Here is a 14979-nt window from a genome sequence, read left to right on the forward strand (position 1 = left end):
ACACCAAGTCCAAACGCGGGCCGAAGAAGCCAGTACCTCACAAACTGAGTGGCAAAAAACAAACGCACGTATCGACTGCGCGGATTCTGGCGATGCGACGGTAGTCAACCGACCTTTACAGGGATGGCTGCGCACGCCCTACAACTGCTCACGAAGTTATGAGACACGGTACTAGCGATCTTGCTGTACTGTACGCCGGTCTTCGGGAAGGTATCGTAGGGGGTTTCGCGCCAGGTTGTCTTTACGTACTTCAAAGTGCAGATGCGGGCCGGAGGCGCGGCCAGTTTGGCCGACGCGAGCAATAGCTTGTCCACGGCGAACCATCTCGCCTTCTCGGGCGAGATTTTTCTGGTTGTGGGCATACACCGTGGCATAACCACCACGATGGCGAAGAATCACAATATGGCCATAGCCACGCAAGGCTCCACTGTAGAGGACTTCACCACTCGCTGCTGCCAAAATCGGCGTACCTAGCGGAGCGGCAATATCCACACCGTCGTGAGAACTGCCACGTCGTGGTCCAAATTTTGAGGTGATGCGCCCCTCAACCGGCCAGCTCAGACCGTTTCTCCCATCACGCGGGAAGTTGAAATCTTCGTCGTAGTCAGGCCGTCCGTTGAGCCCTCTCTGGTTAGACCGTTTCTCCTTCGCGAGGGAGGTCACTTTCTGAGATGATCGTGAGCGCGCTTGCTGCGATGAACACGAAGCAACGATCACACACAAGCACAGTAGAATCCCAAGTCGTACTCTTATCCACCACCATCCCACAACCACATCCTCCTCAGCACACGTTCGCTATGTCTCCATGCATATTGAAGTCCATGCAACAACCGAGAGGGCTCTATTGTCAAGGCGATTGCGGAGTGTGTCAAGAAACACACTACTCGTTCGGACTCACGTCATGTGTGCCATTTTTCAGGAACATGCGGACCCGTTGTAACTCTTCGTCACCTTCAGCGAATCGGTTCTCCAGCGACCCTTGTCGCGAGGTGACCTCGTCCAAGCGCTGTTCCAGTTTCTCCACATGATTGAGTAGCGCCGAAAGTGCACGGCTTACCGGATCTGGCAGGTCGGCGTGATCGAGATCAATCACTGGTTTTCCTGAAGGTTGGTGGCGGCCACTCTCTTTCACTACCTTGCCTGGAATACCGACGACGGTGGAGTGCGGAGGTACGAATTGCACCACTACCGACCCTGCACCAATACGACTGTGACGACCAACAGTGATTGGTCCGAGAACTTTCGCTCCGGCCCCAACGAGCACCCAGTCTTCAATAGTGGGGTGGCGTTTCCCACGCTCGGTACTGGTCCCGGCCAGCGATACGCCTTGGTACAGCGTCACATCGTTACCAACTTCTGCCGTTTCTCCGATGACAACCCCAGTCCCATGATCAATAAACACCCGGCGCCCGATACGAGCACCTGGATGAATTTCAATCCCAGTGAAAAAACGTGAGATATTGCTGACGACACGAGCAATAGTCGTGAACCCTCGCTCCCACAGCCAGTGCGCAAGTCGGTGACACAATACCGCATGAAATCCTGGATAGGCGAACACCACTTCCCAAGCAGAGCGGGCTGCCGGATCACGTTCAAATACCGCGCGGATATCTTCTCGGACTTCTTGCAAAAACATAAATTCTTTCGGAAGCCTGTTCCTAAGCCTTGCCGCGTCCAGAGGCTGAGGAACGATCGGACAGTGGGATCGGGTGTCCCTTCGCCTTTTTATCCTTATACAATTTGTACTCGATACTATCGACCAACGCCTGCCAGCTCGCTTCTATCACATTTGGTGATACCCCCACCGTTCCCCAACGATCATGATCATCACCGGATTCGATCAAGACCCGCACCATTGAGCCAGTGCCCTGCCCATCACCTAATACACGAACCTTGTAATCATGCAGTTCGACTTGTTCGAGCTGCGGATAGAACTTTGTCAGCGCTTTGCGCAGCGCACGGTCCAACGCGTTTACTGGCCCGTTCCCCTGAGCCGCCGTATGTTCCACGGCACCATCAGGTCCTTCGACCATGATCGTCGCTTCGGAAAGCGGCGGTTCGTCTTCTTTCCGTTTCTCATCGATCACCCGAAAACCGATCAAGCGGAAGTGGCGCACCTGTCCGTTCAGGGCTTTCTGCATGAGCAGCTCAAATGATCCTTCCGCACCTTCATACTGATAGCCCATGTGCTCCAAGCGTTTGACTTCGTCAAGAATGGTTTTCACCGCTGGGGCGGCGCTTTCAATATCCAAGCCAAATTCTTTGGCTTTATACACCACATTGCTCCGCCCGGACAAATCCGACACGAGCACACGCTGATGATTGCCAACGATTTCTGAATCGATGTGTTCGTAGGTCTCCCGGTTCTTTTGTACGGCTGCGACATGCAGCCCGCCTTTGTGGGCAAAGGCACTGCCACCGACGTAGGCCTGACGCTTGTTCGGCTCTACATTGGCAAGTTCATAGACAAAGCGTGACAACTCAGCCAGGGTCTGCAACTGCTTAGGACTCACACAGTGATAGCCTAGTTTGATTTGCAGGTTTGGCACGATCGAACAGAGATTGGCATTCCCACAACGTTCGCCAAACCCGTTAATCGTTCCCTGCACCTGGATCGCACCCGCTTCGACTGCCGCCAGAGAATTCGCCACTGCCATCTCGCAGTCGTTATGGCAGTGAATCCCGAGCGGGGTGGCCGTCGCCTGTTGTGCCGCTGTGATCGCCGCACAGATCTCGTGCGGCATGCGGCCACCACGTGTATCGCAGAGCACGAGCATATCGGCTCCGGCCTGCGCCGCAGCCTTCACGCATTCAAGTGTGTATTCAGGATTCGCCGCATAGCCATCGAAGAAATGCTCAGCATCAAAAAAGACCTGATCAACACGCTTTTTGAGGTACGCAATGGAATCACTAATAACTTCCAGATTGGCTTTCTTAGAAATACGGAGGTCGTCACGGACATGCAGATCCCATGTCTTCCCAACGATAGTCACAACTGGGGTGTCAGCTTTGAGCAGCAAACGAATGTTCAGATCATCACCAGCAGCGATATTCGCTCGCCGTGTCGAGCCAAAAGCGGCCACTTTGGCGTGACGCAAATGGAGCTTCTTCACCGCATGAAAAAACTCTTCATCTCGTGGATTCGAACCTGGCCACCCCCCCTCGATGAAATCAATCCCGAAGGCATCCAGTTTCTCGGCGATCCGCAGTTTATCCTCAAGCGTCAAAGAGACATCTTCTGATTGACAGCCGTCTCGTAGCGTCGTGTCATATAAGGCAATACGTTTCATGAACCCCTCACTTCGCTCCGGGAATAAAGGCATCGTGCAAGACACGAACTGCAAGTTCCGTGTACTTCGCTGCGACCACAACCGAAATCTTAATTTCTGAGGTCGAAATCATCTGGATATTGATGCCTTCACGGGCCAGGAGTTGAAACATCTGGGCAGCAACACCAGCATGACTCCGCATCCCCAGCCCGACGATCGACACTTTCGCCACATCAGGATCGAAATTCACTCCCTGTGCACCGACCTCTGCCATCAGGGCCTTCATCTGTGAGAGTGCTTTTGGCGCGTCGCCTTTTGGTACCGTAAAGGTCATGTCGGTTGAGCCATCGGCACTCGCATTTTGAATGATCATATCCACAACGATATTCTCAGCCGCAATCGTACCAAAAACCTTAGCGGCTAACCCTGGACGATCAGGGACATGCAGCAGCGTAATTTTTGCTTGATCAAGATCGGAAGTGACTCCCGAAACTGTTACTTCTTCCATGCTGGGCTCCTCTTGGACTAGCCACGTACCTTCATCAGGCGAAAAACTCGATCGCACATGCACTGGCACTTGATAGCGTTTGGCGAACTCAACGGAACGAATCTGCAAAACTTTTGCGCCAAGACTGGCAAGTTCGAGCATCTCATCGTAGGAAATGCGGTGCAGTTTACGCGCCTGTGGGCAGATGCGTGGGTCAGCACTGTAGACACCATCAACATCGGTATAAATCTCACACACATCAGCTTTAGCCGCCGCGGCGATAGCCACCGCGGTCGTATCCGACCCACCGCGACCAAGGGTGGTAATATTATCGTTCTCATCCACCCCTTGGAAACCGGCAATAACAACGATGTTTCCTTGTTCAAGGCCAGACATGAGCCGGTCGGTCTTGATCGTTTTAATACGAGCTCGACCATGCGCACTGTCAGTCTCGATGTGGACTTGATGTCCCAGCAAAGAGAACGCCGGGTAGCCCATATCTTTGAGTGCCATCGCGAGCAAAGCAACAGTGACCTGCTCGCCTGTCGAGACAAGGACATCGCTTTCACGCTCATTGGGTTGCGCCGACACTTCCTTTGCTAACGCCAGCAAACGATTGGTTTCCCCACTCATCGCGGAAACCACCACAGCAACGTGATGACCGGCATCACGAGTGGCCGCGACGCGTTTGGCAACGCCCTTGATCCGTTCAACTGAACCAACTGATGTCCCACCGTATTTTTGCACTACCAACATAAAGTGAACCTGAATAAAAATAAGAGCGGTGCAGGTACCGCTCTCAAATTGCTTATACCTTACCTGCCACAGCCTGCTCTGTCAGTAGCTGTTGCAGCATTTGTTCGTACCGTTTCCCAACAGCCGTCACCGTCAATCCTCGTGTTTCTTCTCCGGTGATGCGCAGGGCCACTAATACGTATTCCGTGACGATACCGACGGAAAGATACTGGAACCATTCGATGGTCGTCACACCATTGCCGAAGAGGTACTCTTCAAGGCCAAGCCCTTCGCTGTCCCCGCCTTCTAAACGATAGAGGTCGATGTGATACAGCGGGAGTCTTCCCGTATAATGTTCCGCGATCAGAGTAAAGGTCGGGCTGTATGTGTCATGTTCGTCAAGGCCGAGCCCGCTTGCCAGCCCTTTGACGAAACACGTTTTCCCGGCACCAAGATCACCATCCAGCCCAATTATGGCACCAGGTGTTAACAACTGCGCGAAGCGAGCAGCAAAAGCTTTTGTTTCCTCGGCAGAGTTCACTATTATTTCATACGTCATGCCCTGTCACTGTAACTGTTTGGCCACCGAGACGTAAGGCACGTATCCCATCCGGTAAGCGATCGATCAGATCGCGCGCGATGATTCCCACCTCCCCTTTCTCCTCGGCCGCACGATCCCCCACATAGCCATGCAGGAAGACACCAAGCTGACAGGCCAGCGCTGGAGGATACCCTTGTGCCAATAAGCCGCCAATGATTCCTGTCAATACATCGCCCATACCCCCACTTGCCATGCCAGGGTTACCGGTAGGGTTCACCCAGGCTTTTCCATCAGGGGTAGCAATCACTGTTCGTGATCCTTTGAGAATCAAGTAACAACCATACTCACGGGCGAAGTTTCGGGCCAGGTCTAATCGCTGCGACTGCACCTCAGCGTTGTTGACTTTCACCAAACGTGCCATCTCTCCAGGATGCGGAGTGAGAATGACTGGGACCTTCGCTTGACGAAGCCCCGACAGGTCTGTCGCCAGACAATTGAGCCCATCGGCATCGATGAGTAAAGGAACCGTACTGTTCGATAAGAGCCATTGAGACACGCCAATCGTGTCATTGGACACTCCAATGCCAGGTCCAAAGGCGATAGCGCTTTTCCCTCGGACCGCATCAGCCAGGGCATGGGCATCCAGTGCAAAGCTACCATCTTCTCGCTCAGGCATCGGGATGGTCATCGTTTCAATCAAAGCTGTCGAAAAAATGCTGTTCAGCGAAGCTGGCCCAGCAAGGGTGACTAATCCAGTTCCTACGCGTAAGGCAGCACCACCACTGAGAAGCGCAGCCCCACTCTTTCCGCGTGAACCCGCAAGTACGAGCAGATGGCCAAAATCGCCTTTGTGGGAATCCACCGTACGTGGTCGTATGAGTGCCCCAACCGACTCATGCGAGAGCAGCATGGTTTGCGGGCTGACAGCCGCCAGCGCTGCGGGCGCAATGCCGATATCGACCGTTTCTAACCGTCCGACATACGGCAGTGCCGACGGCTGCACCAGGCCAAGTTTTGGATAGCCGAAGGTCACTGTCAGTGCAGCATGGATGGATGCTCCCAGTGGCACTCCATGATCAGTATCGAGTCCAGACGGGGTATCAACAGCGATAACAGGGATATTGCTTGCGTTGAGCATAGCGATTAACTCGGCCATCAGCCCTTGCACCGGCGCACTCAGGCCAGTACCAAGTAACGCGTCGACAACGAGACCACAACGGTTCAACTTCTTCCGTACGATGTCGAGTTGGTCAGTCGTAGTCACTTCACTGATACGGCCACGCATACGCGCAAAGGCGTGCAAGTTGCGTAGCGCATCGCCTTTCACTTCACTCTTTTTGGCAGTAAGAACGACCTCGCACGACAGGCCTGCCTTTTTCAGCAGTCGTGCCATGACAAATCCATCACCACCATTGTTGCCTTTACCAGCAACCACAAGAGCCGACTTCTTGCGTAAATGAGGAAAAGCTCTGAGTAACGCGGCAGTCGCGCCAGCACCTGCACGTTCCATGAGCACATGGCCTGGGGTTCCATGTTCAATCGTCAACCGATCTAACTCGCGCATTTGTTGCGCCGTGACCAGGTACAACGAGGCGAGCTGAGAGTTTTGCGATTCGGAGTTCTCCACCCAGGTGGGAATACTGACTTGGGCAACAGAGATCAAGGGGAAGCAAGAGAAAACCGCGGAATCTCACTGACAGCCCCTTCGCTTCACTCAAAGCAATAGGACTACATCAAACCACAGCAGATTGGTACAACAGCGGTGTCACCCTGAGTGCAACGCAGGGTCTCGTAGAGAGATTCTTCGCTCCGCTCAGAATGACAGGAGCGAGAGGTCTGCGCATCACGTGTCCGAATGGCCTGTGATCCGATTTCGGATGCTCAACTTTGGTGGTTCGATGGAGAGGCAAAGGTTATTCGCCCCTCCATGTATTTCATCATCGTCAGCGAGAGATTTATGCACCAAGATGCACGCGAACCGTCTCCGCAACTTCCTCAGCGCAGGTCTGTACGACCGTCTCATCTTCACCTTCAACCATCACTCGCACGAGCGGCTCGGTTCCGGAGTAGCGCACCAGGAGACGCCCACGTTCTCCAAGTGTTCCCTGGATACGTGCCATTGTTTTGGCGACAGGCTCAACCGTCGTCAGATCACGTCGTTCGCGGACTTTGACATTGATAAGCTGCTGCGGATACCGTTGGACGACTTTCTTGAGTTCTGACAGTGGTCGTTGACGTTGGAGCACGACTGCCAAAAGAGTGAGCAACGTCACCATACCATCACCAGTTGTATTGGCGTCCAGTAACACAATATGTCCCGACTGCTCGCCGCCAAGGTTATACCCGCCTCGCAACATTTCTTCGACGACATAACGATCACCAACCGCTGTCCGTACCAAATGGGCACTCATTTTTTTCAGCGCCACTTCGAGGCCGAGATTACTCATCACCGTACCGACGACCGTATCGCGCTGCAGCGTTCCGTTCCGCAGCATCTCTGACGCGATAATCCCCATGATGGCATCACCATCAACGACCTCTCCAGTCTCGTCGACAAGAATGGCCCGGTCTGCATCACCATCAAGGGCAACGCCAATTTGGGCACCGGTCTCGCGAACCAGTCGCTGCACGTGTTGCGGATGTAATGCGCCACAGTCTTGATTGATGTTCTCTCCATTCGGTTCGACCCCAAGGGCAGTCACGTGCGCGCCTAATTCCGCCAATACTTCTGGAGCCAGTTTGTACGCTGCACCATTCCCGCAGTCGATAACGACTTTCACCCCTTCGAGTGTCAGTTGCCGAGGAAAAGCCGATTTCACAAAAACATTATAGCGACCAAGCGCATCATCCACGCGGTGGGCTTTGCCAATCGCCGTAGCCGTCGGTCGCAGATGATCGATCTTCTGATCAACGACAAGAGATTCGATCTCATCCTCAACTTCATCAGGGAGTTTGAATCCATCGCGTGAGAAAACTTTGATGCCATTATCTTGGAAAGGATTGTGGGAGGCAGAAATCACCACACCCGCATCTGCTCGCAAACTGCGCGTCAAAAAAGCGATACCAGGAGTGGGGATGGGCCCCACCAGCAAGGCATCAACCCCCATAGAGCAAATTCCCGACGCTAATGCGGTCTCCAGCATATAGCCAGAGAGACGGGTATCTTTGCCGATGAGGATCTTATGTCGCCCTGGATGGGCCCGAAAGGTATGAGCTAATGCACGACCAACGCGCAATGCTGTTTCTACAGTCATCGGTTCAACATTGGCAACACCGCGGATACCATCAGTGCCGAAAAGTCGTGGACGTGTAGCTTTACCATTTTTTTCTGTTCCCTTTGCACTTGTCATCGGTGGACTCCTGAGGTTTAGACTTTGCCATCGTTCCGAGGTTTCGGGGGTTTCTTTTTGTTGTCGTCCAATAATCGGACCTCCACCTTCTCGGGATCTTGTGCAACTAACTCGATCCCCGGTGGCAATACGATAGAGAGGCGAACTGTCACTCTCCCCGGCCCCTGTCCATTCGTATCGGCAAAGACATGTTCTTCATTAAGCACGAAATTTTCGATCAGCCGCTGTGGACCACGCACAGTCACAGTCGCCGTTGCAGGGCGAAGCTCGGCCCGAGAGGTGTCATTCTTGACCGCGATCTTGATGTGACGAAACTCGCGCGTCGATATGACCTCTTCAATCCCAATGCGGACTTGCACGCGATCGCGACTGAAGGACACAAATCCTTCTTCTGGCCCACGCAAAGTCAGGTCTCGGGTCATGGACTGCGTGAGGGGACTTAAATCTAATGTGTCAGTAAGCACCGTACGAATTTTTTCGATTTGTGGCGCAGGGCCGGTTATCTCAATGCGGTCCGGATTCACCTCTGTTTCTTTAACGATATATCCTCGCGGTGGGTTACCCATCAGTTCCAGTTGGACAGGAACAATCTGCTTAATGATTTGCGCGATAGTCAGATTCACTTGCGCCGGGTTGATACGGACCAGGCGTACCCCACGTGGAAGATTCAGCATGTCAGCAGTAATGCGAAAGGACGCCAATCCTGGCCGCACTTCGCTGAGGTCGAGTTTGATCTTCTTTGACGTCAGTTGTCCTAACAACGAACGGGGACCGCGGAGGCGAAGGTCGACATATTCGTCACGAGGGCCACTAATGATCAATTGTGTTGACAAATTGTGAAATTCAACTGGGACGACAAGCGTCTTCTCAGCATCCCGTTCGGCATAGTTCACGAAGAGCCATAAGCCACAGGCAAAGGCAATCGAGAACAGTTTCAACCGTCCGTTGCCGATGATGCGTTTACTGCGTCGTTTGATGTCCCATTTCATGAGTAAATAGTTGTTGTAGGGCCGTTCTCAATGCACCAGTATCAAGGTCTCGAGTAATACGACCTTCACGGACAAGTGAGGCCGTTCCCCCTTCTTCTGATACCACAACCACCACAGCATCGGTTTCCTCAGTAATACCAATCGCGGCACGGTGACGCGTCCCGAGGGTTTTCGCTACGTTGGGATTCGTCGTCAGTGGCAGAATACACCCTGCGGCCGCAACTCGCCCGCGGCGAATAACGAGCGCCCCATCATGCATCGGTGCAGCAGGTACAAAAATACTCTCGACTAACTCCTTGCTCAGTCTCGCATCAATCGTCGTTCCGGCTTCCATGTAATCATTCAAGCCCACTTCTCGCTCCAGGACGATGAGTGCACCGATGCGACGATCAGCAAGTCGTGAGGTAGCGCGGGTTAACTCCTCAAGCATCGGGCCGTACATGCTCTGCTCCTTGAAACCAAAAAACGGATTGCGCCCAACCTCAGTCAGCGCCCGTCGGATGTCGTTTTGAAACAGGACAACAATGACCAGGAGAATAGAGGTCAGAAAATTGTCGAGAATCCAATTCAGCGTATACAGTTCGAGCACTTGCGAGAGCAAGTAGGTTCCGAACAAGATCACGAGCCCTATCAGCATTTGCACAGCGCGCGTACCGCGGATCAGCAGGCTGATCCAGTACACCACAATGGCAATGAGCGCCACATCAACCGCATCTTGCCAACGAAGCTGAGTCAATAGGTCAGTCATGATCGTGAGTATCCAGCGTGCGGCCCACCACACCGCCACCCCACGCGTGATAGATAAAGACTGGCGGGAAAGCTCGCCTGTGTTCGTTATTCCTCTAGAGCGTTTGCCGTTCTGGCACCGCCCCAGAAGACCTTACCCAAAGGACCCTACTCACCCACAATCAGGCGTTGGCAAAAGGCACGCTTACGAGGCCGCAGGTTGCGCCTCTCCTGCGACTCCGTTGCTTGATCCGAAGGTGCGAAGAATCTCGTCAATCTCATTACCGTCAAGCACTTCTTTCTCGAGCAGTACAGCAGCCATTTTATGCAGAATATCGAGATTCGTACGCAATAAACGCTTGGCACGTTCGTAAGCGTCCTTAAGAATGCGACGAACTTCACTATCAATCTCAATAGCGGTTTGCTCGGAATAATCCTTGGTTTGGGTAAAATCCCGACCAAGAAAGATTTGTTCCTCTTTCTTACCAAAGGTCATAGGCCCGAGATTTTCACTCATTCCCCACTCGCACACCATGCGTCGAGCAAGGTCCGTCGCTTTCTCGATATCATCGCCAGCACCAGTTGTGACCTGCCCTGAAGACAACTCTTCGGCAACCCGACCACCAAACATAATCGCGATTCGATCATAGATGTATTCTCGCGACCACGTATGGCGATCGTCCATTGGTACTTGTTGGGTCACTCCCAATGCCATGCCACGCGGAATAATGGTTACTTTATGCACGGGATCAGTATCAGGGATAAGTTTAGCTACCAGGGCATGACCGGCTTCGTGATAGGCGGTGCTGCGGCGCTCTTCCGTACTCAGGATCATACTCCGGCGCTCAGCCCCCATGAGGACTTTATCTTTTGACAGCTCAAAGTCCTGCATGTCAACTTTATCTTTATTCTTCCGTGCAGCTAACAACGCAGCTTCGTTCACCAAATTCTCCAGGTCAGCACCAGAAAACCCAGGCGTACTGCGTGCAAGCTGAGTGATGTCGACTCCATCAGCAAGAGGCACCCGGCGACTATGCACGCGCAGAATTTCTTCACGTCCACGGACATCAGGGCGTGGAACGACGACGCGACGATCAAAGCGGCCAGGTCTCAATAATGCCGGATCCAGAACATCAGGCCTGTTCGTGGCAGCAATGAGGATCACACCTTCATTGGTCTCGAAGCCATCCATCTCGACCAACAGTTGGTTCAGTGTCTGCTCACGTTCATCATGGCCTCCCCCGAGCCCAGCACCACGATGCCGACCAACGGCGTCTATCTCATCAATGAAAATAATGCATGGTGCCTGTTTCTTGCCTTGCACGAACAAGTCGCGCACCCGAGAGGCACCAACACCAACAAACATTTCAACAAAGTCAGAGCCGCTGATGGAGAAGAAGGGCACACCAGCTTCGCCAGCAATCGCACGGGCAAGGAGTGTCTTCCCGGTCCCTGGAGCACCAACTAACAACACGCCTTTAGGAATACGACCACCAAGTCGGGTGAATTTTTTAGGGTCCTTCAGAAAGGCAATAATCTCTTCAAGCTCTTGCTTGGCTTCTTCAACCCCAGCAACATCGTTAAACGTAATGCGATGTTGGTTTTCGGTTAACAACTTCGCCCGGCTCTTACCGAATGACATCGCTTTTCCACCCCCCATTTGCATCTGGCGCATGAAGAACACCCAGACACCAATGAGGAGGAGCATCGGGAACCATTGTACAAGTAGCGTAATATACCACGGTTCACCGTCTTCCGGTCGGGCTTCGATACGGACCCCTTTCTCCCGCAATGTCTTAATAAGTTCGGGGTCTTCGGGAGCAAACGTCTTAAACCGGTCATCGTTTTTCAATTCCCAGTGGATCGTTTTTCCCTGAATGAGGACTCTCGCAACCTCGCCTTTTTCGACCGAGGCATAGAAGTCACTGAATGGACGCTCTGGCTCGCGCAGTTGCTGACGATTGAAAACATTAAACAGCACCAGGAACACGAGTCCCAACAAGAGCCATAAAGCAAGATTGTGTGAAACTTTATTCACTCCTTTCCCCTTTCATCCAACGCTGACAGCCTAACATAGTTTTTATTTCTCCGGCAATGGGATAACCGTCACTCGACACACCCGTCGCGTCGTTACAGAAATCTTCGCCACCTCGCCACGCACGCACCCAGGAACCCAAGCAAGAAGATCGCCCACCTGAATCAAAGGCAAAGATCGTCGGAGCAGAGGAGGAACTTTAGTATCGATGAACACATCGTGGATCTTTTTTTGTCCACCAAGGCCTAATGGCGCGATCCGATCGCCCGGCTGGTAATTACGGACGAGTACTTGTTCAGGACACGCATCTATATCAAACAAGGCTTGCCACACATCCCTGGAGCGGGCATTACTCGTCCCTTCGTTCCATGCAAAAGGAAGCGACATGCTCACCCGCCATCCCCCGTCAGGTACGTCGACCTCCTGCCCGGGCTGTAAGGGGTAACGATAGGAACGCATGGGTAATTTCTGGTGAGCGAGGGCAGGTTTCTTTTCCAGGACAAGCTGTTGCGCCTCGCGCCGCACGGACATCCCACCGGGGAGATCGATGGATGTTCGTTGCCGCCCTAATGCTAGTGCATGTACACCAGCAAGATGGGAAAAACTGACGTCATGAATCGCGGGATCGCTCTCAATCCATTGACGTAAAATGCGCACTTGTAAGCCTTCGGGTTCCTGGGCAAGTCTGGTAAGCGACAGGACCGATTGGGACTCTTGTACACGCGCACGGGAAGCGGTTGTCATCTGTTCAAGCCACTCTTCTTCCGCGCGAAAGACCGTCGCCATATTCGCCAGGTGCTCACGCACCCGCGGAGAAAACTCTTGTTCGAGTAATGGTAACAAACGGTGACGAATCTTATTACGGGTATGACGGAGATCGGTATTGCTGCTATCTGTCACATAGGGCAGTTGCTGAGCTGCGAGGAACTGTATGACGTCGTGGCGTGAACACTCAAGCATGGGGCGAATAATCCAACCGTCACGGAACGGGGGGATGCCAGCTAATCCTCGTCGTGCACTGCCACGCAAACAACGAAACAACACGGTCTCGGCCTGATCGTCACGCGTATGCGCCAGCGCAACGGCATTCAGTGCCAACTCGTCTCGCATCCGACGAAAAAACTGATATCGCGCCTCACGAGCCCAGGCCTCAATCCCAGTGCGTTTGCTCGGTGGAGCCAGCTGTTCGACGATACAGGGAATCTGCCAGCGTTGGCAGAGAGATTCAACGAATTGCTGTTCGTCATCAGCCTCAGACCGCAGTCGGTGATTTACATGTAACACATGCAAGGTGAAGCTGCGTACAGGCAGCAGAGAAACCAGTGCGGCGAGGAGTGCGACAGAATCCGGCCCGCCCGATACCGCTACACCAAGCGTGATATTACGCGTTTCTGGCAAAAGCTGGTCTAACGCCGCACCGATTTTCTGACGTAATCGACTCGTGACCATAACCGTTCTACCTTAGCACATCTGCGTCTCGGACTCGTAGCCGACAACTAAATCGAACCAGGAAAGATTAGGCCACCTGAGCTGTCACCCTGAGTGCAACGAAGGGTCTCGCAGAGAGATTCTTCGCTCCGCTCAGAAGGACAGAATCGCAGCGTCTCAGCGTCACGCGTACGAATGTTCTTTGGTCCAATTGAGAGAAACGCTTGCGGCATGGCGAGGCATTCACCGCATCTGCCGGTCCTTGTCCTCTGCTGCGTTGCTCGGCATGATACAGGGCTTATGAAACATCTTCTTTATCTATACGGCCTCTTGGCCCTCTTGCTCGCACCTTTCCACGTCGACGCTCAAGGAGGGAATGAGTTACCTTGGAATACCGATCGTTCGCCTGAACTCGGGAAGCTCCTGCGCGAATTAAACAACCTGTACGGAGCTGATACAGTGTCCCTCTTGAGTTGGCTTAATGACGCGAGTATCCATCACAAACGTTCTGTCCTCACAGCAACAGTGCGAATCGACGGCAAGGAGACGCACGAGAATATCAGCTTTCTCATCTTCAAAGTCGAGACCGGTGTGATTTTCAATACCCAAACGACCGATCAAGCCCAGCGGCTCGCGGATTTATGGGAGCAAGTGGTGGCAAGAGCTCTCAGCCACTTCGAGACTTTCACCGTACCCACCGATGGGATTATGATTGATTTGCTTTCACACTGTAAAGCGTTTGCAGAAAAAGATGAACTCGCAGAGCATGTGGATGAGCCAGGTCCAGTTGAAGAGGTGAAATTCTATTTTCCTGGAGGATCGTTGCGCGAGTATCTAGGGAAAAAACTCTCGGCTCACGCATTACTGACCCGCGCGACAGTCTTCGTGAATGGCCAAAAGGTCGTTTGGGCTCCGCCAGACAAACCAACTCGCACATAGTGTACTCACTGCTGAGGTTATTCCAACGCGGCCAAACCGTGCCGGATAGCATAGCGCACTAAACCAGCGGTGTCGTGAATATCGAGGCGTTTCATTAATTGCGCGCGATGCACCTCAACGGTTTTGATTTTCATCTTGAGGAGGGCAGCAATCCCCTTCGTCGAATTCCCTTCGGCAATGAGTTGTAAAATTTCACGCTGGCGTGGTGTCAGATGGCTTAAAGGGCCTCGCTCCTGTGGCTCCGGTACCCTCCCTTCACCACCGAGCTGGCGGAGATAGTCGTTCATCACCACACTGGTAATTCTCGGACTGAGATAGAAATGTCCTTGACTAACAACCTCAATGGCTCGGGCTAACTCCTCGGGCGAAGAATCCTAAGAGAGTGTTTTGAAAAAGGGATTGGTAAGCTTGAGGGATGAATACACTGCCGCGAGTTTATCCAACGGACCTGACCATGACCGAATGGACACAATTGAAGAG

At 53.1% G+C, this 14979-nt stretch carries 13 protein-coding genes; 1 reads left to right on the forward strand and 12 read right to left on the reverse strand.

Features of this window, described 5'->3' with window-relative positions:
- Positions 1–171: 171 nt before the first annotated feature.
- From FJ147_21995 to tilS, 11 genes are all read right to left on the reverse strand, one after another.
- Positions 172–774 carry a M23 family metallopeptidase gene (locus FJ147_21995; protein MBM4258557.1) on the reverse strand — a complete coding sequence of 201 codons (603 nt, stop codon included), beginning with the start codon at positions 772–774 and terminating at the stop codon, positions 172–174.
- A 106-nt stretch (positions 775–880) separates the two neighbouring features.
- On the reverse strand, positions 881–1636 hold the full coding sequence (gene cysE / locus FJ147_22000; protein MBM4258558.1) for a serine O-acetyltransferase: 756 nt from the start codon (positions 1634–1636) through the stop codon (positions 881–883).
- 22 nt (positions 1637–1658) lie between these two features.
- Entirely contained in the window at positions 1659–3290 is a 1632-nt protein-coding gene (locus FJ147_22005; GenBank protein ID MBM4258559.1) for a citramalate synthase, read from the reverse strand.
- 7 nt (positions 3291–3297) lie between these two features.
- On the reverse strand, positions 3298–4512 hold the full coding sequence (locus tag FJ147_22010; protein ID MBM4258560.1) for an aspartate kinase: 1215 nt from the start codon (positions 4510–4512) through the stop codon (positions 3298–3300).
- A 52-nt stretch (positions 4513–4564) separates the two neighbouring features.
- The gene (tsaE, locus tag FJ147_22015) at positions 4565–5050 is read right to left on the reverse strand and encodes a tRNA (adenosine(37)-N6)-threonylcarbamoyltransferase complex ATPase subunit type 1 TsaE (protein ID MBM4258561.1); all 486 of its coding nucleotides are present in this window, start codon (positions 5048–5050) and stop codon (positions 4565–4567) included.
- Positions 5040–6596, reverse strand: coding sequence for an NAD(P)H-hydrate dehydratase (locus FJ147_22020; GenBank protein MBM4258562.1), 1557 nt, complete (start codon positions 6594–6596; stop codon positions 5040–5042). Before FJ147_22020 ends, tsaE begins: the two co-directional genes overlap by 11 nt.
- A 391-nt stretch (positions 6597–6987) precedes the next feature.
- On the reverse strand, positions 6988–8382 hold the full coding sequence (locus tag FJ147_22025) for a phosphoglucosamine mutase (protein MBM4258563.1): 1395 nt from the start codon (positions 8380–8382) through the stop codon (positions 6988–6990).
- Between the two features lie 17 nt (positions 8383–8399).
- On the reverse strand, positions 8400–9371 hold the full coding sequence (locus FJ147_22030; protein ID MBM4258564.1) for a hypothetical protein: 972 nt from the start codon (positions 9369–9371) through the stop codon (positions 8400–8402).
- A complete protein-coding gene (locus FJ147_22035; GenBank protein ID MBM4258565.1) occupies positions 9343–10119 on the reverse strand; it encodes a TIGR00159 family protein in 777 nt (258 codons plus the stop codon). The genes FJ147_22030 and FJ147_22035 overlap by 29 nt, the downstream gene beginning before the upstream one ends.
- 183 nt (positions 10120–10302) lie before the next feature.
- Positions 10303–12135 (reverse strand): ATP-dependent metallopeptidase FtsH/Yme1/Tma family protein, encoded by a 1833-nt coding sequence (locus tag FJ147_22040; GenBank protein MBM4258566.1) that lies wholly within the window; start codon positions 12133–12135, stop codon positions 10303–10305.
- Between the two features lie 42 nt (positions 12136–12177).
- On the reverse strand, positions 12178–13581 hold the full coding sequence (gene tilS / locus FJ147_22045; GenBank protein MBM4258567.1) for a tRNA lysidine(34) synthetase TilS: 1404 nt from the start codon (positions 13579–13581) through the stop codon (positions 12178–12180).
- 279 nt (positions 13582–13860) lie between these two features.
- Between tilS and FJ147_22050 the strand changes: the two genes are divergently transcribed.
- Positions 13861–14499, forward strand: coding sequence for a hypothetical protein (locus FJ147_22050; protein MBM4258568.1), 639 nt, complete (start codon positions 13861–13863; stop codon positions 14497–14499).
- 17 nt (positions 14500–14516) lie between these two features.
- On the opposite strand, the gene FJ147_22055 is transcribed toward FJ147_22050, so the two are convergent.
- Positions 14517–14786, reverse strand: a complete 270-nt coding sequence (locus FJ147_22055) for a response regulator transcription factor (protein MBM4258569.1) — start codon at positions 14784–14786, stop codon at positions 14517–14519.
- Between the last annotated feature and the right edge of the window lie 193 nt (positions 14787–14979).

This window comes from Deltaproteobacteria bacterium (assembly GCA_016874775.1).
Taxonomy (GTDB): domain Bacteria; phylum Desulfobacterota; class Binatia; order Bin18; family Bin18; genus VGTJ01.